This is a genomic window from Bacillus sp. FJAT-26390 (assembly GCF_001682865.1).
Lineage (GTDB): Bacteria > Bacillota > Bacilli > Paenibacillales > Paenibacillaceae > Pristimantibacillus.
Genome location: NZ_MAQX01000035.1, coordinates 167,358 through 190,663, shown reverse-complemented (window position 1 = coordinate 190,663; position 23,306 = coordinate 167,358). Strand labels below are relative to the sequence as shown.

17 protein-coding genes are annotated in these 23,306 nt (G+C 46.9%); 12 read left to right on the top strand and 5 right to left on the bottom strand.

Annotated features, from left to right (window positions below; translation table 11 throughout):
- Positions 1 to 18: 18 nt before the first annotated feature.
- The 3 genes from isdG to A7975_RS29975 are packed head-to-tail and all read right to left on the bottom strand — an operon-like array spanning position 19 to position 3,132.
- Positions 19 to 1,173, bottom strand: a complete 1,155-nt coding sequence (gene isdG, locus A7975_RS35295; RefSeq protein ID WP_065387579.1) for a heme oxygenase — start codon at positions 1,171 to 1,173, stop codon at positions 19 to 21.
- A complete protein-coding gene (locus A7975_RS29980; RefSeq protein ID WP_065387578.1) occupies positions 1,170 to 2,168 on the bottom strand; it encodes a FecCD family ABC transporter permease in 999 nt (332 codons plus the stop codon). The genes isdG and A7975_RS29980 overlap by 4 nt, the downstream gene beginning before the upstream one ends.
- A 10-nt stretch (positions 2,169 to 2,178) precedes the next feature.
- Entirely contained in the window at positions 2,179 to 3,132 is a 954-nt protein-coding gene (locus tag A7975_RS29975) for an ABC transporter substrate-binding protein (protein WP_065387577.1), read from the bottom strand.
- A 452-nt stretch (positions 3,133 to 3,584) separates the two neighbouring features.
- On the opposite strand from A7975_RS29975, the gene isdC reads away from it, so the two are divergent.
- The 7 genes from isdC (at position 3,585) to A7975_RS29940 (ending at position 10,729) form a co-directional block, all read left to right on the top strand.
- On the top strand, positions 3,585 to 4,613 hold the full coding sequence (isdC, locus tag A7975_RS29970) for a heme uptake protein IsdC (protein ID WP_065387576.1): 1,029 nt from the start codon (positions 3,585 to 3,587) through the stop codon (positions 4,611 to 4,613).
- Positions 4,614 to 4,697: 84 nt separating this feature from the next.
- Positions 4,698 to 5,630, top strand: a complete 933-nt coding sequence (gene isdE / locus A7975_RS29965) for a heme ABC transporter substrate-binding protein IsdE (protein WP_065387575.1) — start codon at positions 4,698 to 4,700, stop codon at positions 5,628 to 5,630.
- A gap of 2 nt (positions 5,631 to 5,632) precedes the next feature.
- The gene (locus A7975_RS29960; RefSeq protein WP_065387657.1) at positions 5,633 to 6,616 is read left to right on the top strand and encodes a FecCD family ABC transporter permease; all 984 of its coding nucleotides are present in this window, start codon (positions 5,633 to 5,635) and stop codon (positions 6,614 to 6,616) included.
- Entirely contained in the window at positions 6,606 to 7,379 is a 774-nt protein-coding gene (locus A7975_RS29955; protein ID WP_065387574.1) for an ABC transporter ATP-binding protein, read from the top strand. Before A7975_RS29960 ends, A7975_RS29955 begins: the two co-directional genes overlap by 11 nt.
- A 136-nt stretch (positions 7,380 to 7,515) precedes the next feature.
- Complete coding sequence (gene groES, locus A7975_RS29950; RefSeq protein WP_053374210.1) at positions 7,516 to 7,797, top strand: co-chaperone GroES; 282 nt, start codon at positions 7,516 to 7,518, stop codon at positions 7,795 to 7,797.
- Positions 7,798 to 7,870: 73 nt separating this feature from the next.
- Positions 7,871 to 9,505, top strand: a complete 1,635-nt coding sequence (groL, locus tag A7975_RS29945) for a chaperonin GroEL (protein ID WP_053374211.1) — start codon at positions 7,871 to 7,873, stop codon at positions 9,503 to 9,505.
- 693 nt (positions 9,506 to 10,198) lie between these two features.
- A complete protein-coding gene (locus A7975_RS29940; protein WP_141680456.1) occupies positions 10,199 to 10,729 on the top strand; it encodes an FxLYD domain-containing protein in 531 nt (176 codons plus the stop codon).
- 258 nt (positions 10,730 to 10,987) lie between these two features.
- On the opposite strand, the gene A7975_RS29935 is transcribed toward A7975_RS29940, so the two are convergent.
- Together A7975_RS29935 and A7975_RS29930 are read right to left on the bottom strand one after the other, a co-directional pair.
- Positions 10,988 to 11,965 (bottom strand): tRNA dihydrouridine synthase, encoded by a 978-nt coding sequence (locus tag A7975_RS29935; protein WP_065387572.1) that lies wholly within the window; start codon positions 11,963 to 11,965, stop codon positions 10,988 to 10,990.
- Between the two features lie 313 nt (positions 11,966 to 12,278).
- Positions 12,279 to 13,196 carry an ArsR/SmtB family transcription factor gene (locus A7975_RS29930; RefSeq protein ID WP_053374214.1) on the bottom strand — a complete coding sequence of 306 codons (918 nt, stop codon included), beginning with the start codon at positions 13,194 to 13,196 and terminating at the stop codon, positions 12,279 to 12,281.
- A 402-nt stretch (positions 13,197 to 13,598) separates the two neighbouring features.
- Here A7975_RS29930 and A7975_RS29925 point away from each other — a divergent pair, with 402 nt between their 5' ends.
- From A7975_RS29925 to A7975_RS29905, 5 genes are all read left to right on the top strand, one after another.
- Positions 13,599 to 14,927 carry an ABC transporter substrate-binding protein gene (locus A7975_RS29925; RefSeq protein ID WP_053374215.1) on the top strand — a complete coding sequence of 443 codons (1,329 nt, stop codon included), beginning with the start codon at positions 13,599 to 13,601 and terminating at the stop codon, positions 14,925 to 14,927.
- 139 nt (positions 14,928 to 15,066) lie between these two features.
- The gene (locus A7975_RS29920; RefSeq protein WP_053374216.1) at positions 15,067 to 16,008 is read left to right on the top strand and encodes a carbohydrate ABC transporter permease; all 942 of its coding nucleotides are present in this window, start codon (positions 15,067 to 15,069) and stop codon (positions 16,006 to 16,008) included.
- Between the two features lie 3 nt (positions 16,009 to 16,011).
- Positions 16,012 to 16,860, top strand: coding sequence for a carbohydrate ABC transporter permease (locus A7975_RS29915; RefSeq protein ID WP_065387571.1), 849 nt, complete (start codon positions 16,012 to 16,014; stop codon positions 16,858 to 16,860).
- Positions 16,861 to 16,906: 46 nt separating this feature from the next.
- Positions 16,907 to 18,424 carry an arabinosylfuranosidase ArfA gene (gene arfA, locus A7975_RS29910; RefSeq protein WP_065387570.1) on the top strand — a complete coding sequence of 506 codons (1,518 nt, stop codon included), beginning with the start codon at positions 16,907 to 16,909 and terminating at the stop codon, positions 18,422 to 18,424.
- A gap of 392 nt (positions 18,425 to 18,816) precedes the next feature.
- On the top strand, positions 18,817 to 23,154 hold the full coding sequence (locus A7975_RS29905) for an S-layer homology domain-containing protein (protein ID WP_082198547.1): 4,338 nt from the start codon (positions 18,817 to 18,819) through the stop codon (positions 23,152 to 23,154).
- Positions 23,155 to 23,306 lie beyond the last annotated feature (152 nt).

The following is a 23,306-nucleotide window of genomic DNA, read 5'->3' as shown; positions in this document are numbered from 1 at the left end:
GTCTGCCTTCTTTGGTTGTTATTGTGCCTGCGCTTCAGGGAAAGCTTCGGTCTGTACAGGCGGAAGCGGGTTGCGCTTTATTTTAACCTCTTGGAAGGTGATTTTGTTTGAAATAATGTAGTCGGGCGTTTTGCGGTGGGAATGGGATTCACGGAATGCCTCGCTTTTTGTCCAAGCTTTAAAATCATCCTTGGAGTTCCAGCGCGTGACGACGGATACTTCATCGTAGTCTGCCGTATTTTGCGTGAGCAGCACCTCTAGTCCGAGAAAACCTTCCATGGCTTCTACTTTGCCGATTCGATCGAAGCGTTCGATAAGCTTGTCGCCGTTCCCTTTCGTAATATGGGATGTATTCGTCACAATAATCATTGTTGCATCCTCCTCGTAATTTTTTGGTATGGGAATAATGACGGGATAGTTTTCTGCGAAGCTTACTTTAGCCTCGATTTCATACACTTGCCTCAAAAAGCGAGAAGTAATAACCGATTGCGGATTACCGCTTGAGACAATCTCACCCTCCTTCATTGCAATCAAATGATCGCAATAGGCGGCAGCTTGCTGCAGGTCATGAAGGACCATCACAATCGTGATGCCATGCTCTTGATTAATTTTACGAAGCATGCCCATAACCTCAAGCTGATGGGAGATATCTAAGTAGGTCGTGGGCTCGTCGAGCAAAATGATGCTGGTCTTCTGGGCCAGAGCCATCGCAATACGCGCTTTTTGTTGTTCACCTCCCGATAGAGTATGGAACATCCGATCGTCATGGCGGCGGATGCTCATCGTTTTCATCGCCCAATCTATAATTTGCTGATCCTCATCGGTTAGCTTCTGTCTAAACAAACGTTTGTGGGGAGAACGTCCGTATGCAATCAGCTCGCGGACGGTTAGCTCGGGAAGCATATCCTTCGCTTGCGGAAGCATGGAGACGGTTCTGGCAAAGTCAGCTCTTGAATAGGCTTTCGCAGCCTTGCCTTCAATGGCAATCTCCCCTTTGTCTGCATCCAGCAGCTTGGCGATGATTTTGAGCAGGGTAGACTTGCCGGAGCCGTTCGGGCCGATGATGCCTGTCATTTTGCCAAGCGGAACCGAGGTAGAAATGTCGATGAGCTGGAACATTCCCATCTCAAGCGCAAGCTCCTTTAAATCAATTGCCGTATCGTTAGCTGTCATCGCCAATTTCTCCGTTTCCTTAATAATAGTAGAAAAAACGGTGCGCCAATGCATGCAAGCAAAATGCCAACCGGAAGCTCGATCGGATCGAACCATGATCTGGCGATCGTATCGGCCAACACGACCAGCGCCGCACCGCCTGCTATGGAGACAGGGAGGAGATACCTGTAATCCTCTCCTATGAGCAGTCTTACCGCATGCGGGACAACGAGCCCGACAAAGCCGATTAATCCGGCGACGCTGACCGCGGCGCCTGCCAGCAAGGAAGAAAGGAGGATGAGCAACAATCTTTGCAGCTCTACCTTCTGGCCGAGCAGCTTAGCGGAATCATCACCAAGCAGCATCACATTTGCGGGCTTGATAGCAAGAAACGTGAGAGCAAGGCCGATTAGCGCGTACGGAGCCATAAAAGACAGATGATGCCAGCTCCGGCCGTTCAATCCCCCCGACAGCCATGGCAAAACCGCCTGGATCCTATCGCTGTAAACGACCATGATGCCGTTCATAATGGCGCCAAGCAGGGCGTTGATCGCGACACCGGCGAGGACGATTTTGACGGGAGAAGCGCCTTTATCCCACGATATGAGATAAATGATGATTGACGCTGCAAATGCGCCAGCAAAAGCTGCGGCAGGCAGCAAATAGCTTAGCTGCGGCAGCAGCACCATCATCATAACGGCGGCAAGCCCGCCGCCTGCCGATACCCCGATAATGCCGGGATCCGCTAACGGATTGCGCATAACTCCCTGCAGGATAGCGCCGGCAGCAGCCAGGCATGCGCCTGTCAGCAAACCAACCAATACGCGAGGCAGCCTTAAATTCATAATGATCGTTTGCTGCGCCGATTGTATATCAGTCGTAAGGATAAGCCATATTTCCTTGAGCGATATCGATACGGAGCCGTATGACAATCCATAAAAAGCGCTTAATAACAGAAGCAGCGGGGCGACCGCCAGAGCGATCCTTCTTCTTTTTGTTCGCAATTGTTTATTCATCTTGTTCCTCTCAGCGCTGCGCTGCCGTCTCCAACATGTCGTGCAGCCATTCGAGCGACTCAATAATGCGAGTTCCCGGATTGGAGCCGAATAAGTCGGACGGCAATACTTCCACTTTGTTTTGCTTCACGGCATCCAGGCTGCTCCAGGCAGGGTTTTGCTGCATTTCCTTTAGAAACCCCTTCTTCACTTCCTCCGGATTGCCATGGGTCATAATGAGAATAAGGCTGGGGTTCGCTTCCACAATCCGCTCCGAATTGAGCTGCGCATACTGCGGATAGCTTTGCAGGCTCGGATAGTTGGACGCGATATTCGTACCGCCTGCCAGTTCTAGGATGTTGCCGCTGAGCGAGTTTGGCAAAGCAGCCATATAAGTTCCCGGTGCTCCATAGACGAGCAGAGCTTTCGGTTTCTCTTGGTTTGCTGCTGCATGAAATTGCTTCAGCTTGTCGTCTATCGTTTGATTAAGCTCCTGCGCCCGCGCTTCCTTTTGCAGAAGCTGGCCGAATAAAGTAATTTGCGCTTTTATCTCATTAACGGAATTGGCGCTTGTGAGAATGACCTTAGAGCCAACCCCTTCAAGTACGGGGACATCCTTTGTATTCATCGGATTGTTGCCGAGCACGACATCTGCGCGGAGCAGCGTAATTTTCTCAAGATCAACCTCATGGGCAGAGCCGATTTGCTCCACTTTTTCTGCTGCAGCCGGGAGTGAGGAGGAGGTTGAAGCAGGTCTGCCTACCAGTTCCCCGCCTAGCGCGTACACAATATCCGTTTCACCATTGCTCAGAGCGACAATATGGTCTGGCACCTTGTCAAAGGTGATCATGCGTCCAGCAAAGTCCTTTACTTGAATCCGTGCGGGGGGCGGATCCGAAAACTCATTTGTTCGTGATGTTTGTCCGCTGCACCCTACAGCAGTGAGCAGCAGAGCGGCGCAGCAAAGCAACAAGCCTTTATTCATAGGACCCTCCAGCCAAATTTCTAAAAAGAAAATTTTTACTTTTATTGTATTGAGATTAACACATTTATATAAGCGAAATATCGATTATTTAAAAATTTAATAACGGTTGACGATTGCTTTGAAAGTGGAGTAACATCGTCTGTGGTTTAAGATTTTAAGCTTAATTTAGGGAGAGGAGTCACTTTATAGGGGATGGAGCCCGTGAATGGGATAGGCTGCCGAGCGGTAGAGCGTGAGACATGAGGGGATGGAACTGGCTTTCATCGCAGGTTTTACGAGGGTTTTAGAAATGAAGCGCAAATAAACGGAATTTATTTTTTTGTTTTATAATGAGAATGATAATCATTACTTATGAATGCGGAATAAATGAGATAATAATTTAAAAAGAAAATAAAAACCTATTTATAATGATTATATATACTATATTTTTACATAAATAATGGAGGTTTAAAATGATGATGAAACGACGTTATCGGACTTATATCATAGCGGTCATTAGTGCGATAAGCCTGCTGCTCGCCGCATCTGCCGTGCAGGCAAAATCCGATCGGACAGACGGTACCTATACCGCTACTTATCTCGTTCTCAAAGCGGAGGATGATTCGGTATCGATGGCTAATGACTATTGGGAAAAGCCGGCGACCGTTCTGATCGAGAATGGCGAGCCGACGATTCGGTTGACTATCAATCACAGCAAATGGGTGACGGAATTTAAGGTGCCGAGTGCTGGCGGCCATGCGGATGCGAAGGTCATTAGCAGGGATATGACAGAGGATAAAAGAGTAGTCGAGTTTAAGGCCGATGATTTGTCAAAGCCGGTTACTTCGAAAATCCATGTGACGGTTGCGGACATTGACTACGATCATGATTACACGATTCGTATTGTATTCGATCAGGATAGCTTTAAGCTCGTGAAGGCAGCACAGTCCGAGCCCAAAGAAACGGTGCCTGCCAAGCAGGAGGAGAAAAATCCGGCCGCAACGGGGAAGCCCGCACAGCCGGCAAGCACGGCTAAACCAGCAACGGGTGCAAAGCCTGTTAAGCCAGCAGCCACCGATACGGTGAACGCACAAGCTACAGTTGCGCCAGAGATCAAAGCTGAGGCAATTGAAACGACGAAACCGGCTCAAGGGAAGCCGGAGGTTGCTATAGCCGCCTCGCAAGAGGAAACTGCCAAACCGTCAGCTGCGCCAAGCGAACAGCCAGCGGTAGAGGAATCGTCAAGCGAGGTGCCAGCGGAGACAGCCTCTGAACAGCCTGCGCCTACGGAGGAAGCGGGGCAAACGGCAGCGCTGGATGCTGAAGCAGAGACCGTAAAGGCTTCGATTGATCAAGCGGTTGTCGCAGCTGAGGTGCTCGATGTGCAGGAGCAATCGGGCAGCAGAACGTTTTGGGTCGTGACGATCCCCGTTCTTATTGCTGTAGTCGGCGCGATCGCGATTTGGATGCTGCGTAAGCGAGCGATGAACAAAAAGGTCTAATAGCCGCCATTATAAAATGACATGCGGGAGGGCGCCATATGGATGGTGTCCTCTGCGGTGTTTTTAGGGAGGAGAAGGGAAGAGATGAAGCAATTCTTATGGACGATCATCATTGCCGCTTTAATGGTCGCGCTAGCAGGCTGCGGCGGCACTAAAAGTGAAGTGAAAACGATCAATAACGAACAGGCCAAGGGGCAAACGGCAGTAGGCAATGAGAAAAAGACTGATGAGGAGGGGGAGGGGCATGAGCATCGCGTGATCGCGACGACCGTGGCGGTTACGCAGATCATGGATGCGCTGGGCGTTGATCTGGTCGGCATTCCTACAAGCGTGAAGTCATTGCCTGAACGGTACAAAACGGCGACCAAGGTGGGCAATCCGATGAGCCCGGACATGGAGCTTGTGAAATCATTAAAACCTACTGAAGTGCTATCGGTAACGACGCTGAAGTACGATCTGGAGCCAGTATTTGAAATTGTAGGCGTAAAGGCAAACTTCCTTGACCTGACGAGCCTTGCCAATATGCAAGCGGCGATCATTGAGCTAGGCAAGACTTATGGAAAAGAGGCGAAGGCAAACGAAATTGCAGCTGGCTATGACGAGAAAATAGCGGAGATGGCAAACAAAATGGAAGGCAAGCAAAAGCCAACCGTACTTATTTTGCTAGGCGTGCCGGGAAGTTACCTCGTTGCGACGGAAAATTCGTATATCGGAGATCTTGTGAAGCTGGCTGGGGGAGTCAATATCGTGCAGGGCGAGACCGTCGAATATTTGGCTTCCAACACCGAGTATTTGCAGCAGGCTAATCCGGATGTGATTTTGCGGGCCGCGCACGGAATGCCGGAGGAGGTTATTAAGATGTTCGACAAGGAGTTTAAGATAAACGATATTTGGAATCATTTTAACGCGGTGCAAAATGATCGGGTGTATGACCTGGAAGAGGCGCTGTTCGGAACGACTGCGAGCTTAGCGGCCAATGAAGCGATGGACGCTTTGATGGAGATGCTTTATCCATGAAGATGAACAAAAAAATTGTCAGCTTTGTGGGCGTAATAATTTTGCTGCTTGGCGTTATCATGATTTCTGCGACAACGGGCAGTATAAAGGTTGGCTTGGTAGAGCTTACGCAGGGCTTGTTCAGCGGAACGAATGAGGAAGTAGAGGTTGTCAAAGATTTGCGGCTGCCGCGCATTATCGTCGCTTTGCTGACAGGAGCGGCGCTTGCCGTCTCGGGCGTGCTGCTTCAGGCCGTTATGCGTAATCCGCTTGCCGACGCGGGCGTGATCGGCATTTCTTCGGGAGCCGGCTTTATTTCGCTGCTCATGGTGACGATTTTTCCGGCGATGTTTTTTTGGATGCCGCTGTTTTCATTTTTAGGAGGCGCGTTTGCGTGCTTCTTGGTGTATTCATTCTCTTGGAAAACAGGGCTGAGCCCGATGCGCATTATTTTGGTAGGCGTCGCGATTAATGCAACCTTCACCGGACTCGGACAATCGTTTAATTATCGCGGGAGCTATGCGGTGACCTCGGTCAATCAGGCGATCAGCTCTATTTTTACGATGAAAACATGGAGCGATGTCGAGATATTGGGCATTTATGGCGTGATCGGGCTTATTTTGTCGCTCTTCGTATGCTCGTGGTGCAATATGCTGGCTTTGCAGGATAAAACGGCAGGAAACTTAGGTCTTAGCGTGACGAGAGCGCGTCTAATTATCTCTATTATCGCGGTGCTGCTTGCTTCGGTTGCGACAGCCGTTGGCGGCTTGATCGCTTTTGTCGGCCTGCTTGTTCCTCATATTGCGAGATTGTTGATCGGCTCGGATCATCGGCTGCTTATCCCCTTTTCGGCGTTAGCCGGAGCTTTGCTCATATTAAGCGCGGATACGCTCGGCAGAACGATTCTGGCACCGACCGAAATTCCGGCTTCTATTATAATGACGATTATCGGCGGGCCATTTTTAGTATTCATGCTGAGAAGGGGTGACCGCATTCATGGAGCTTAATCAAATTACATATGCTTATGATAGACAGCCCGATATTTTGAAAAATATATCCGCGGACGTTGAGCTTGGTCGGATTACGACGGTTATCGGCCCTAACGGGAGCGGCAAATCGACGCTGCTGGGCGTGATGGCGCGTAATTTTGCCCCGAAGAGCGGTCATGTCATATTGGATGGGAAAAACATAACCGATTTTAAGCCGAAGGAGCTGGCTCGCAGAATAGCGGTCGTGCATCAGCAGAATGAAGCGCCGTCTGATATGACGGTCGAGAAGCTGACGAGCTACGGACGGCTCCCCCACCGCAGCATGTGGACGCAAAGCGGCAAGGAGGATGAACTCGCTATTGAATGGGCGTTAAATTGCACGAAGCTCGTTGAGAAGCGGCATTTGATGCTGGATCAGCTGTCTGGCGGCGAGCGGCAGCGCGTATGGATTGCAATGGCGCTGGCGCAGAAGACGCCTTATTTATTTTTGGATGAGCCTACGACCTACCTCGATATGTATTATCAAATAGAAGTGCTTGATTTGATCAAAAGCTTAAACGTTGAATATGGCTTGACCATTGTGATGGTGCTGCATGATGTGAATCAAGCGGTTCGCTACAGCGACAGCATAATTGTGATGAAAGACGGAGAGGTACATATGGCGGGAGCGCCTAAGATGGTCATTACGGAGCAAACGATGAAGGATATTTATGGCGTCAAAGTGACGATCAAACAGGAGGAAGAGGCGGGAATGATTGTTGTTCCTTTGGGTATAGTGTAAATTAACGGAAAATTAAAACCAAGCACTTGAAATTAACTTTGAAAATGAGTATGATAAAAATAGTTGTTAGCACTTGAAGGTTTCGAGTGCTAACGAGAATAAAAGAAGCGACAAATTTTGAAGGAGGCTATTTTCAATGATCAAACCTTTGGGTGAACGCGTATTGATCGAAGCAATCGCGAAAGAAGAAACAACAGCTAGCGGTATCGTATTGCCGGATTCGGCGAAAGAAAAGCCGCAAGAAGGTAAAGTGGTAGCAGTTGGCAGCGGTACGCTGAAAGATGGCGTTCGTGTTGCTTTGGAAGTTAAAGAAGGCGACCGTGTTCTTTTCTCCAAATATGCCGGTACTGAAATCAAATACGAAGGTAAAGAGTATTTGATTATGAAAGAAAGCGAAATTCACGCGATTTTTGAATAACAGCCCGCTTAGGGACACATAGAAGGCAAGACATAGCAGTTCTACTTAAACTATTTTGGGAGGTTTTACGTTAATGGCTAAGGAAATTAAATTTAGTGAAGATGCTCGTCGCGCAATGCTGCGCGGAGTTGACGCTCTTGCAAATGCAGTTAAAGTAACGCTTGGTCCAAAAGGCCGCAACGTTGTACTTGAGAAAAAATTCGGAAGCCCGCTCATCACGAATGACGGCGTATCCATCGCTAAAGAAATCGAGCTAGAGGACGCTTTTGAAAACATGGGCGCTCAACTCGTTAAAGAAGTAGCTACAAAAACAAATGACGTAGCAGGTGACGGTACAACTACCGCAACTGTTCTTGCTCAAGCGATGATTCGCGAAGGCTTGAAAAACGTTACTGCAGGCGCTAACCCTATGGTTATCCGCAAAGGTATCGAGAAAGCGGTTAGAGCTGCTGTTGAAGAGCTGAAAGTAATCTCGAAACCAATCGAAGGCAAACAATCGATCGCTCAAGTCGCTTCGATCTCGTCTGCTGACGATGAAGTTGGCCAACTGATTGCAGAAGCAATGGAAAAAGTGGGCAACGACGGCGTTATCACTGTAGAAGAGTCGAAAGGCTTTGTTACAGAGCTTGAAGTGGTTGAAGGTATGCAATTCGACCGCGGTTACGTGTCCCCTTACATGATCACGGACACAGACAAGATGGAAGCGGTTCTCGACAACCCTTACATCCTGATCACTGACAAAAAAATTACGAGCATTCAAGAGATCCTTCCGGTTCTTGAGAAAGTCGTACAATCCGGCAAGCAATTGCTAATCATTGCTGAAGATGTTGAAGGCGAAGCTCAAGCTACTCTAGTAGTGAACAAACTTCGTGGAACATTCACTTGCGTTGCAGTTAAAGCTCCTGGCTTCGGCGACCGTCGCAAAGCAATGCTTCAAGATATCGCTGCTCTTACAGGCGGCCAAGTAATTACAGAAGAACTCGGCCTTGAGCTGAAATCGACTGGCGTTGAATCGCTAGGTTCCGCTCGTCAAATCCGCATCACAAAAGAAACAACAATTATCGTTGACGGCAGCGGCAACTCCGCTGACATCGTTGCTCGCGTGAACCAAATCCGCGCTCAACTGGAAGAAACAACTTCCGACTTCGATCGCGAGAAGCTTCAAGAGCGTCTTGCAAAATTGTCCGGCGGCGTTGCAGTAATCAAAGTCGGCGCAGCTACAGAAACAGAATTGAAAGAGCGCAAGCTCCGCATCGAAGATGCCCTCAACTCCACTCGCGCAGCGGTTGAAGAAGGTATCGTATCGGGCGGCGGTACAGCCCTCATTAACGTATATAATGCCGTTGCTGCTGTTAAAGCAGAAGGCGACGAGCAAACAGGCGTAAACATCGTTCTTCGTTCCCTTGAAGAGCCGCTTCGCACAATCGCAGCTAACGCAGGCCAAGAAGGCTCCGTTATCGTTGAGCGTCTGAAAAACGAAAAAATCGGCGTAGGCTACAACGCAGCTACTGGCGCATGGGTAAACATGTTCGAAGCTGGTATCGTTGACCCTGCTAAAGTTACTCGTTCAGCTCTACAAAACGCAGCTTCCGTTGCGGCTATGTTCTTGACTACTGAAGCCGTAGTTGCTGACAAACCAGAACCTAAGGGTGCTGGCGCTGGCATGCCTGATATGGGCGGTATGGGTGGAATGGGCGGCATGATGTAATAAGGGGTTAAACCCTTATACATTGTGAAATAGTTTAGACTATTTTCGTCCATCGTGAGAACTGGTCACGTTAAAAACTATTTTCTAAAGTGTAGACTACTTCCTAAAAAACAGGAGGTAGTCTTTTTTATGTTGTTAAAATTTGCTTTTCAGGATTTTCTTGATGACAGACAGTGCAAGAACACGACAGAGAAGACATTTGCAAGTTGCATTGCCAATACAACAAATGTAGATTCTTTTCTACATCTTCTAGCCAACTTTTTATACTCCTATTCATTTGGAATATGTTAGTATATTTATAGGTAATTATTCTAGTTTGGTTGAAATGTGGAATCGTATGTTTGATATGAAGTTATTACATGAATCAGGAAAAAATTATTATATTAGCTGTCAATCGAATGACATTGGCTATAAGTCCAATGCAGTTATTATGTGCTCCTGTTGAGAGTCTTCAAACCTCATTAGAAGCCAGCAAACAAACTGTTTTTTCAAGATACGGATAATTCAAACGAGATATTGCGTTGTCCAAAATGCAAATCCACTCAGTTGTCCCCAGGACAAAGGCTTTAGACTTGGTAAGTCTGCTGTTGGTGGTGCTTTGCTAGGAGGACTTATTGGAAGTAAGAAGCTAATGGTTGGCTGTATGAGTTGTGGGCATAAATGGGAAGCAGGGACTTCATAGGATAAACGGGAGTGGTGATTGAAGTGCGTAATGCAATATTAATATTTATTGCCTTATCCTCATCTATTTTCATATTCTCTGGATGTTCAAACGGTGCGGATAGTGTTAATTCAAGCTCTGACAGTGAATACAATGAATTGATGGCACAAGCTAATGAATTACATAAGCAAGGAAAGACAGAAGAAGCATTTGAGGTTATTTCGGATGTTGTAATAAAGTCAGAGGATATGGAGTTCCTTACTGAATTGCTGGATGCAATAAATAAAGATGCAGTTCCTATGCTTGATCTCACTGATGTAGAAGTGAGTCGAGATGGAGATTACATTCGTGCAATAGGATCAGTAAAGAATAATGGAGACACATCGTATTCCTACATAAAGGTTATGGCTATATATATGGATGCAAATGATAATGTGATTGATACTGATTGGACATATGCCATTGGTTCATTAGGGATTGAACCAAACGAGAATAGGAGGTTTGAGTTGATGACCAAATATCCAGAGGGGATAAAGAAATATAAATTTCAACTGTTTGAATAGAGATATATATCGTGTAACCGATTAGCGCTAAGAGTACTTCACCATGAGTACTCTTTTTTGTTTGTCTGTGGGTCATATCATTCTTTATATAGTCTACAACTTTGGATACGTCAGTTTATGTTTTATGGTAGGTCTTGAGAGCACCGAAAGCAGGTTCAGTGCTCTCCATTATTTTGAAAGAGAGTTATACACATGATACCGAAAACTCTATCTTGTTTTAACAGCAAGTCTTTTGAATCATGCACAGGTGGGAATGCTTCAATCTAATACTTGATCTAAAATAGGCTTTACTAAACGACGTACTTCATCTGTTGACGTGGTATCCATTAATTGGTTTCTTAGTTCGCCTGCGCCTCTAAATCCACGAACATAGATTTTGAAAAAGCGCAGAAGCGGTTTAAATGGACGTGGTTCGTTTTCTTTTGAATATTTATCGTGAAGATCCAACTGTAAAAGTAGCAAATGGAGAAAATCCTTCGCGCTATGTTCTTTAGGTTCTTTTTCAAAAGCAAATGGATTGGTGAAAATGCCGCGGCCAATCATGACACCATCAACGCCGTATTGTTCCACTAATTTTAAACCTGTTGCGCGGTCAGGAATATCTCCATTAATGGTTAACAGCGTATTTGGTGCAATTTCATCGCGTAATTTTTTTATTTCAGGAATTAGCTCCCAGTGCGCCTCTACTTTACTCATCTCTTTCTTTGTACGAAGGTGAATGGAAAGATTCGCAATATCTTGTTTCAATATATGCCCTAACCAATCGCGCCACTCGTCAATTTCAAAGTAACCCAATCTTGTTTTAACACTAACCGGCAATCCGCCTGCTTTTGCTGCTTGAATAATTTCGGCTGCAACTTCAGGATGTTGTATTAATCCAGAACCCTTACCATTGGATGCGACGTTTTGGACCGGGCATCCCATGTTTAAATCGATACCACGAAAGCCTAGTTTTTTCATATCTATACTCATCTGTTCAAAAAATGCAGGTTTATTGCCCCAAATATGAGCGACGATCGGTTGCTCATCTTCTGTGAACGTTAACCGACCGCGAGTACTGTCTCTTCCTGCAGGGTTACAATAACTATCTGTACTTGTGAATTCCGTGAAAAATACGTCGGGTTTTGCAGCTGTGCTAACGACGTGACGAAATACAACATCTGTGACATCTTCCATTGGCGCTAATATAAAAAACGGCTTTGGTAAATCAAGCCAAAAATTTTGGTCGTTACTCATATTACTTCCTCCTGTTGCAACATATAAAATCGATATAAGCTATAGCAAAGTCCTTTACCCATCATACATAGTATCATTTTTTTTCGTTTGATGCACAGAATCAATTGTGTGAGCGACTGACCAATTAATGTGATATTGGCATTGTTTGCTATAAAAACGCGTTCAGGTGAATAGGCGCCTGCAGTTGAAAATCTTGTGGACCTTAAGTTGGAAATAGGGAAACCAAGGAGAGACGAGAAAACGATACTATTGAAATAAAAGGCTTCTCAATAGTTCATCTGAACTTATCGAGAAGCCTTTTATTTGTGTTGGCTTAACCCCTATCAACCTCATCATAAATAATTCTAGCGATGAGATCCTGCTTATAGTTGCCGAAGCTTTGGCCGTAAATGGTAAGGCCGCCCACATTGCCTGTTTCTGCAACGGCAACCTTGAATTTGATATCTGTATTCTCATTCAGCTGGATATCGGCAATCGTAACATTCGATATTAGGCAGCCGTCGATGAAGGAGCCGTTCTCGTTGACGCGCACCAGCTTGATCAAGCCGTATTGATTCAAGTGGGGCGGCCACCATTCCGGATTATACGTGCCGCGTTCCAGGCCGAAATCACCGGGGGAGGTCCACATGCCAAGCTCTACTCCATTTACGCTAAACACGATATCGGAAGGGTAGTCGTTGTTAAAGCTGGGTGCTTCGGAGCCGATTTCCAATATAAATTGCAGCTCGCTGAAGCGTTGATTGGATTTAAGGTAATTTGGGATTCGATATTCCAAATATCCTTTGCTCAGCCATACGATTCCGGCATTGATATGCTCAGGATCAGCGAAATAGCGAGGATTGTCGAATTCCCCAACGATGCTGTCTTTTGTAGCTAATCCGCAGGTTGGTTCGGCATGGTAGTCGCAATAGTGGCCAACTCGCAACTCTACTTCGTATACATTTTGTTTGCCTTTGCTCCGCAATTCGACAGATAATAAATCCTCGTTTAAATAACATATTTTTTGGCGGCCATGGCGGCCAACCGCTGTCGTGATATCAATTAAGCCGCTTTCCTCAAGCTTCTTAATATGCATCGTAATCGCCCCGTTGGTAAGCCCAAGCTTCTCAGCGATCTCATTTAAATTCAAGCTATCGTGTTTGGTCAGCAATTCAAGTATTTCAATTCGGATTTCCGAGCTAAGCGCTTTAAAGATGTTTAAACCTGAACGGAGCTCTTTGATATGGATCAATGTGAGTAGTCGCCCCTCTCCTGACAAGTAATTGATTTAACTTATTATAAATCAAATAATAACGAATGAGAAGGGATAGGTTTTTTATGTAAAAAGAGGGATGGATGGCAGCGGAAAGCAACGTTTTTCTAAAGATATTCATTCGTGTTGCGAAAAACATCTATTTTTGTGTGAAAAGAAGGCGATCTTAGTTTAGTAAAGGTTAAAACAAAAGAATAAAGTAAACGCATACATTTTGTGATTGACAAACAAAACCGTCCTCATTATGATGGGAATATCAAACAGTTTAGATTTTTATAAAGTAAATACATAAAAGTATAAAACAAACGAGTTTCACCCAAGTAGCGGCATTGATCCCAATGGGATTAAGCATAGAAGCATACTTATTAAGGGGGAATACAAGTGAAAAAGCATTTGTTGGTCATGCTCTCTTGTCTAGTCATGTTTACCGTTGTTCTGGCTGCTTGCTCGGGTAATAACGGCGGCACGAAGAACGGCACTACGAACAAGGAAGACTCTGCTGCAACCGGTGTGAAAACGACAAAAATTGAATTCTGGACGTTTAACGAGCTGCATCAAAAGTTTTATGAGGATATGGCAAAACGCTGGAATGAAGCAAACCCGGAGCAACAGATTCAGCTAGTCGCTAACACTTTTCCCTATGACGATATGCATAACAAGCTTTTGGTAGCGCTTCAATCGGGAACAGGAGCACCGGATATGGCGGATATTGAGCTGAATAAATTCCCGAATTTTCTTAAAGGCGACCCGCAGCTGCTTCCCCTTAACGATATCATTGAGCCTGAGATTAATAATTTAGTGAAATCAAGGCTGGATATTTACTCGAAAGACGGCAATTATTACGGCATTGACTTCCATGTTGGCGCAGCTGTTATTTACTACAACAAAGAGATTCTCGACAAGGCTGGCGTTAATCCAGATCAAATTAAAACTTGGGCTGATTATGAAGCTGCTGGCAAGCAAGTGCTGGATAAAACGGGCATTCCGATGGCTACACTCGAAAGCGGAGATCTGTGGTCGCTATGGCCTCAGGTAGCGCAGGCGCCGGGCAATGACGATCTCCAAACAGCGGATGGCAAGCTTAATATTACAAGCCCGATTGTAGCAGATCCGCTCAAATGGCAGCAAAGTCTAGTTAAACAAGGCATCGCTATCGCAGCGCCGGGTACTGGCCATCACAGTGAGGAGTACTATGGTTTGATGAACAGCGGCGGTGCTGCCTCCCTATGGATGCCGATGTGGTATATGGGGCGGTTCACCGATTATATGCCGGATCTGAAAGGCAAGATTGCAATTAAGCCTATGCCGGCATGGGCAGAAGGACAGCCTCGTTCCGCAGGTATGGGCGGGACTGGGACAGCTATCACGAAAACGACCAAGAATGCGGAATTAGCCAAAGCATTCCTTGCTTTCGCAAAGATCAGCAAGGAAGGCAACATTCAAATTTGGAAGCAGCTTGGATTTGACCCGCTCCGCTCGGATGTATGGACAGACCCAGCGCTGAGTGAGCCGAATAAATTTACGGAGTATTTCGGAGACGATATTTTTGACGTGCTGACGGATATCAAAGGCGAAATTGAAGGCGTGAACATTAATGAAAATACGCCAACGATTTCCGATGCTTTCAAAACCTCGATCCTTGTTCGCATACTGCTCGACAACGAGGATGTGGATAAAGTACTGAAGGAAGCGGCTGCCCAGCTAAAATAATAGAATGAGAAGGTATCACTAGCCTCGCGAGGGCTAGTGATACTGCCTATTCCACGATAGTGATTCAATGCTGCGAAACAAGCTTTAGCCTTCAAATAGCCGCTTCAGCTGTTTACGCTTGGTAAGGAGGAAGGGTTTTATGGCAAAAGGCTCGCCAGAGGCGTTAAAGGCAGTGGAAACCTCTAAAGCTTCCGCAAGCTCTAGCATTTTGTATTCACAGAAGATGGCCCCTTACTTTTTCGTATTGCCTTTCTTGATCTCGTTTGCCGTATTTTTTGCCTATCCGGTCATTTCGGCTATCGTCATGAGCTTTCAGGAGGTTCTCCCCGGGCAGGTAGCGTTTATAGGGATTGAGAATTACAAGGACTTATGGAATCCGACGTTTCTAAAATCGATCATTAACAGCAGTAAATATACGCTATTTTCTTTGTGTCTCCTGATCCCTATTCCTCTTGTATTGGCTGTTTTCCTGAACTCAAAGGTGATGGTTGCCAAAAACTTCTTTCGTTCCACGTTATTCATTCCTGCGCTAACTTCCGTCGTTGTAGCAGGAACCATTTTTCGACTAGCTTTTGGAGAATTGGAAGGCTCGCTTATGAATACCATTGTCACCTCGCTTGGCTTTGAGAAGCAGCGCTGGCTTGGCAAGGAGCATCTCGCGATGCTGACGCTAATAACGCTTGCAGCTTGGCGATGGATTGGCATTAATCTGCTCTATTTTATGGCCGGACTGCAAAATATCCCGAAGGAGCTGTATGAATCGGCAGAGATTGACGGCGCATCAACCTGGAATAAATTTTTGAAAATCACATTGCCTTTGCTGAAGCCAATTACGATCTACGTATTCACGATTAGTATCTACGGCGGTTATTCCATGTTCACGGAAAGCTATATGCTGTGGAACGGCAACCGTTCACCGAATGATATCGGACTTACGATCGTCGGCTATCTGTACCGAAATGGGCTTGAGCAAAATAATTTGGGTCTTGGCTCTGCGGTTGGTATCGTGCTTCTAGTTCTCACCTTCATTATCACGATCAGCCAGCTTAAATTATTCGGCATGTTCAAGAAGGAGGAGTAGAGGATGAATCATGCAGAGAAACATAAATGGACCGTCAATACCGTATTGCTGCTTCTCTTGTTTATCATCTTCGCAGCGTTTGCGCTGTTTCCGCTGGTTACATTGACGATCGCATCCTTCAAGCCTGCGCAGGAGCTTATGCGCTTTGGATTAAATCTGAAGATCAGCCCAGAAATCTTCTCTTTTAAAAACTATGCTTATTTGTTCACGGGCGATTCGCTGTATTTAACCTGGTACAAAAACAGCTTGGTGATTACGGCTATTTTCACGGTGCTGTGCTTGCTCTTTTCTTCCATGGTTGGCTATGGCCTCGCGGTTTATAACTTTCGGTTTCGCAACTTCATCTTTGCTCTAGTGCTGATTACGATGATGGTGCCGATCGAAATTATTATCCTCCCCCTGTATAAGCTGTCGATTAACCTGAAGCTGATTAACAGCATATGGGGCGTCATATTGCCTTTTGTCGTTGCTCCATTGCCGATTTTTTTCTTCCGTCAATATGCCGGCGGCCTCCCGAAGGACTTTCTCGACGCTGCCCGTGTGGATGGCACTACGGAGTTCGGAACTTTTTTCCGAATTATGATGCCGCTTATGGCGCCTGCTTTCTCGTCGATGGCAATCCTGCAAGCGCTATTCGCATGGAATAACTTCTTATGGCCGCTTATCGTTCTGCGTACGACCGAGCAGCTGACGATTCCGATTGGCCTCGCGACGCTCCTCACGCCTTACGGCAACAATTTCGACATGCTCATTTCAGGCGCGGTGATGGCGATTGTCCCCATTTTGCTCGTGTTTTTATTTTTCCAAAAGTATTTTATCGAAGGCATGACCGCAGGCGGAGTCAAAGGCTAAGGCAGCTCACATACCAAACTATCTTTTCAAAAAGAAAGGTGATTCCATGACACTTAAAGCGAAAATGACGTTAGAAAAAGATTTTGCCATCTCCGAAGTTGACCCGCGCATTTATGGGTCCTTTATCGAGCATTTAGGCCGCGCCGTTTATGGCGGTATTTATGAGCCGGGTCATCCTGAAGCCGATGAGAGCGGCTTTCGCAAGGATGTCGCGAAGCTGATCACCGATCTGCAGGTACCTATCGTCCGTTATCCGGGCGGCAATTTTGTATCCGGGTACAATTGGGAGGACGGAGTCGGACCGAAGGAGGAACGGCCAAGAAGATTGGAGCTTGCATGGCGAACGATTGAGACCAATCAATTCGGAACGAATGAGTTCGTAGATTGGGCGCGCAGCGTGAACGCGCAAGTGATGATGGCGGTTAACCTCGGCACTCGCGGCATTGACGAAGCTCGCAGCTTGCTTGAATATTGCAATCATCCTGGCGGTACGTATTGGAGCGATTTGCGCAAAAAGCATGGTTACGAGCAGCCCCATGCGATTAAGACTTGGTGTCTAGGCAATGAGATGGATGGTCCTTGGCAGATCGGGCACAAAACAGCCGACGAATACGGCCGACTTGCTCTTGAGACGGGGAAGGCGATGAAGTGGGTAGACCCGACGATCGAGCTGGTCTCCTGCGGAAGCTCCAATACGGGCATGCCAACCTTTCCGCAATATGAAGCAATTTCGCTTGAGCATACGTATGAGGTTGTGGATTACGTCTCGCTCCATCAGTATTATGGCAACCGAAGCGGCGATACCGCCAGCTTCCTCGCCTATTCCATGGATCTGGACCATTTTATCAAAACGATTAAATCGACCTGCGACTACATTAAAGCTAAGAAGCGCAGCAAGAAGACGATTAATTTGAGCTTTGATGAATGGAATGTATGGTTCCATTCGAATGAGGCAGATAAACAAATTGAGCCTTGGTCCATTGCGCCGCCTCAGCTTGAGGATATTTATACGTTTGAGGATGCGCTGCTTGTAGGCAGTATGCTGATTACGCTTTTGAAGCATGCTGATCGGGTCAAGATCGCTTGCCTCGCACAGCTTGTTAACGTAATAGCGCCGATTATGACGGTAAACGGAGGCGGATCATGGAAGCAAACGATCTATTATCCGTATATGCATGCATCTGTCTATGGCAGAGGAATTGCGCTTCAGCCGGTCATTTCCTCTGATAAATACGATTCGAAAGAGTTTACGGACGTGCCGTATTTGGATAGTGTAGCCGTCCATAATCCTGAGAGGGAGGAATTAACGGTGTTTGCGCTCAATCGCAGTCTGGAGGAGACGCTAAGTCTAGCATGCGATATGAGAAGCTTCACTAACTACGCCATAATAGAGCATATCGTATTGGAGAACGAGAATTTAAAAGCTGTAAATTCGATTGCGGGGCAAAACGTAAAGCCGCATAGCGATGGGCATTCGTCTGTGCAGGATGGCTTGCTGGAGGCTCGCCTGGCTAAACATTCCTGGCATGTGATTCGATTAGGCAAGAGCAAAAGCATGCAATAAGAAGCAGAGATAGGTTTGAGAAAACAGCCGTTTATGGAATAGAAGAGGCCTTTCACAAGTTCATGTAACTTGTAGAAGGTCTCTTCTTTTGTCGTAAAAAGCGAATGGAAGCTCCGCGTATTTCCCGCTAAATAATAAATAATGCCACCCTAATCGTAAATTTTTCCATATTCGGAAGGGGGCTCGTATTTTAAGATAACAATTGCTAGGAAGGAGGAGGAGCGTAAAAGGAAAGATTGTAAGCGATTTCAACACGACCGTTTCCTTAAAATGAGTGTGTAGGCTACCCGCTATTCTATCTATCAATTCTGCAACGCAAGTAGGATCTCGACATGCAGCTAATCTTTTTCGCCCGCGTTTAATGAATCATTAATGGACTCTAAGGAGGCTTTATGATGTTTAAGCAAAAAGGTTTAAAAAAGGTTTTCAGCTCTGTTCTATCGTTTGCGCTTGTTCTATCGCTTATTAGCGTCTTTCCGGTATCAACGGATGCAGCGGGAAGCTCCTCGGCAGCAGGTTCTGTCAACCTGTTGGACCCATCGCTTTTTACGCCTGTGGCAGATGTGAATCTCAAGGCAAGCTCGGAGGATGCTGGTCATCCGGGGGCAGACGCTTTGCGAACGGGGGGAAGCGGTTATTGGCGTAATTCAAGCTCAAACGTATATATGAATGACTACTCGCCATCCACGCTGGCTTTAACCTTCGACTTTGGCGCTCCCAAAACGATTGATAAGCTGTATCTTGAAATACCCAACTCGATCCCGAACATCCAAAGCAACGCGACTAGATTTGAAGTCTACTACTCTAATAATATCGATTCATGGGAAAGCGCGCCCACGGTTTCGGATTCGGCGTACAATTACGACTGGAAAGGAAACGGCTGGACGCTCGCAGGCGGTACGGAAACGGAAGGCTTATGGTCTTATGTTACATACAACGGGCAACAGTGGGGCTTTGATACGAAGACGTTTTTGTATCCGTTTACAGCACGTTATGTGATGATCAACACGGTACTGGTTGGTCCCCGTGATTCGCGTACAGATGATAGCGCCGCGATGATGGGTCTGTCTGGACTCGCCATTTACGGGAAAGACTGGGCAGCTAACGCAACCGTACTCGAACCGGCTAAAGCGACCTACAGCACATGGGATCAGGCGGCACCCATAACGACAACGATTAGCCTTGCTGACGGGCAGACCCTGGCGAGCATAACGAATGGAGGCCATACGCTTATTGCGGATACGGATTATTCGTCATCGGGCAATACGGTTACATTTGCTCATTCCTATCTTGCTAAACTTCCGCTTGGCACTAATGAGTTTGCGTTCCATTTCAACAAGGGTGATCCATCCCGATTTGCACTGGACGTAACCGCCCGCGGCTATGGCGCGAATCATAAGACGATTAAGATGAACGCCATTGAAGGCGTGTCTCCATATAACATTTTGGGCGGCGCAATGGAAACGGATGAGCCGGTGGAAGGCGTGACCAAGCGCATAAGGGACGCCTACCACGATTATTATGGCAATCAGCCTTTGGCGACTGCGGCGGACGATCATATTAGGACCGTTTGGGACAGCACGCTTAACAAAAACGTATTTAAAGTCATGGCGCACGGCAGAGGCCTGAACAATGAATTCGAAGAAAAGGTTCGCGACGGCGAATACGCCCATAAAGGCGTTTTTGACCCGGAAAAGGGTTATGTCGTAGGCGGAGCTTCCATTACGGACAGGCAAAGAGTTGAAATTCGCCCAAGCGAGGATTCGACCAACGATTTTACTGCTTATGAGGGTGACTTAGTTTCCTATGAATGGCTCTGGAATATTCCTGACGGCAACCAGTGGAACCAGCCGAACTTCAGGCATCTCTTCCAGCTCAAGGCAGTGAATGCACAAGAGGCCAATACGCTGCCCGGCGGCAACTCTGGCGGTGAGAACGGCGCATACATTCTCGCAATGTCAATTTCGGGGACGACGACGAGGACGCTTGTTGTGAACCATAACCGGTACGACGGCGACAAGACGATGCTGAGAATTCCGTTAAAGGAAATCGACGGCCACTGGATTAAGGTGGAGCTTGACGCGCTTATTTCGGACTCGGGCTGGTTCACCGTTAAGATTACCGATATGGTTACCGGCAAAATATATACGTTTGACAACCCGGATGTTTTTCAACCGTTCGCAGACAAAGGCGCAACCGACGGCGGCAAAGACTTATGGAGAAGACCGGAGAGAAGCGGCGGTTTTGAAACCGAATATCCCGCTGCCTTTGACCAATATTTGCGTCCAAAATGGGGCATTTACCGCAGCTCCGCTAACGGCACAAACTCTGCCTATGATGCGGAGCTTCAGCTCTCGGACATCACGATAAGCAAGGCAGCATCAGGCATATCCTCGGTGAACCTTGCCCTTAATAAAAAAGCGTATAACGTAGGCCCTACGGTAGGAGCCAATGCGGTCCAGTTGCAGTCCGTTACTAGCAATGTATACGGAAATGCCAACAAGCTGACGAGCGGGGTGCTGCAGGATCCGAAGCTTTGGCCGGTTACGAATGTGACCAGTCTCGATCAAATCGGAGATTACTCATGGCTCGGCGCCGACGGTGAGCGTAAAGGAAGCTTCGTCATCGACCTAGGGCAAGCGATGGATTTTAGCCAAATCAGGCTGCTTGCCAAATCAACGAGATTAAAAGGCGCAACTGTTTATGTATCGGATGATAACGGAAACCATACATCGGCTGCTGATTTTGAAGCTGTGGCGTTTAAGCAAGTGGATATAAAGACAGCCGAAGGATATACGTTTGCTACCGGCAACCTTAACGGCGGCGTTGATTCCGAAGACAGCTCATACCCGATAAACCTTGGCAAAACCTATCATTCACGGTACATCAAAGTAACGATTGAGAACGCGTCAGGCGGCAATACGGATACGGATCTTACGGGGCCGCCACGGCTTACGCAAGTGCAAGTATTTAATGCGCCAACGCCTCCGCAGAATCTTTTGCTTGAAGATAGCGGTACCGCTAAAACCGTGAAATGGGATTCCAATTCATCCAGCGAAGGCTACGCGGTTTACAACGGCGAAGCGGTGCTGGCTAACTTAGCGGCAGGCGAAACAAGCTTTATTTTGCCAAGTGATGTGACTGATTTATCTAAAATAACGGTAAGGTCTAAGGGAACAGACCCGTATTCGCGCAAATTTATGATCTCGGCGCCAACCCTGCTGGAGGCTGTGTTTGCGGAATCATTATCGCTGAACAAGAGCAGCCTGACGATCAATAAAGGCGCTGCCGAGCAGCTTGAAGCCTCGGTATTACCTAGTAATGCCGCGAATAAAACGGTAAATTGGCTGTCCAGCGACGCTAGCGTTGCAGCAGTAGATGCAAACGGTCTCGTTACTGGTATAAAAGCAGGAACTGCAACGATTGTAGCGACGATAGCCGGTACGTCCATAAAGGCAGAAGCAGCAATAACCGTTACTGAGGCTAGTGGTCCAACCGGTCCGGGGACAAATCCTGGCAGCACAACAACATCGCCATCCGGGCCAAATACGGGCATCATCGATGTTGAAAAGGATGCGAAAGTAACGAAAGAAATGGCGGCTGACGGGACATCCGTAACGAAGGTTGCTATAGACGCAGATAAGCTTGAAAAAGCGTTGGCGGTTCCGGTAGTTGTCATTGCTGTAAAAGGCAGTGATTCTATCGTAAATGTTGAGCTGCCGGGCAATGCGATCTTGCATGCGCTCAGTAAGCAAGGCAGCGCGGTTATTCAAATTAAAGCAAATGGCGCAAGCTATGAGCTGCCGATACGTTTGCTAAAAGACATTGCTCAAGGATCAACCGTAAACGTCATGATCTCTAAAGTAACCGGCACGGTTGGCGAAGAGATAAAGGCAGCTGTAAAAAGCTTGGATGCAGAGCAATCCATTGAGAACCCAATCGAATTTACGGTCACGGTTAGCGGCAAAGAAATAGCCGACTTCGGCGGTGTTTACGTCAATCGTACGATTAGCTTGGGGACATTGCCGGTTGACCCGAGTAAGGTAACGGCGGTATGGGTCGATTCGAACAACAACCTATTTTTTGTGCCAGCTTTAATTACAACGAAAAACGGCTCTTCCGAGATAACGATTCGTTCTCCGCACAATAGTGTTTACACTGTCATCCAATCCGACAAATCGTTTAGCGATTTGCAAGGACACTGGGCAAAGGCGGATGTAGAGCTGCTCGCGAATAAATGGATTTTAAAAGGAAAAACCGGTCTGTACTTTGCGCCGGATTCCTCCATTACACGCGCGGAATTTGCAGCCATGCTGGTTCGTTCGCTTGGGTTAGTTGAAACCAAGGCGGGCGGATTCAGTGACGTACAGCCAAGCGACTGGTTCGCCGGAGCCGTAGGCACGGCACTTAAATCCGGATTGATCACGGGTTACGAGGACGGTACTTTTAAACCAAACGCCAACATCACTCGCGAACAAATGGTGACGATGATGATTCGCGCGATGAAAGCGGGAGGAAAGGAAATCCAAGGCGACATCGCTTTGCTGGACCGTTTCGCCGATTCCCCCGATATTGGCGAATGGTCAAGAGAAGCGGTATCGCAGGCTTTGAAAGCAGGACTTATACGAGGCGTCTCGGAAAAAACGTTTGCTCCGAATGAACAAGCAACACGCGCGCAAGCTGCGGTAACGCTGAAACGTATGCTGCAAGCTTTGCAATTTATAAACTAAATCGACTAGACCGCCAAGCAGCTTGGCGGTCTTTTACTCTCTCAATAAAGAGGGAACAAGCAATGAAAAAAACACTTTACAAAGCGCCTAGGTTAGCATATATTTTACATATTCAAAAAAGTTTCCTTGAGTAAACTTTTTGTCCCTAAGTA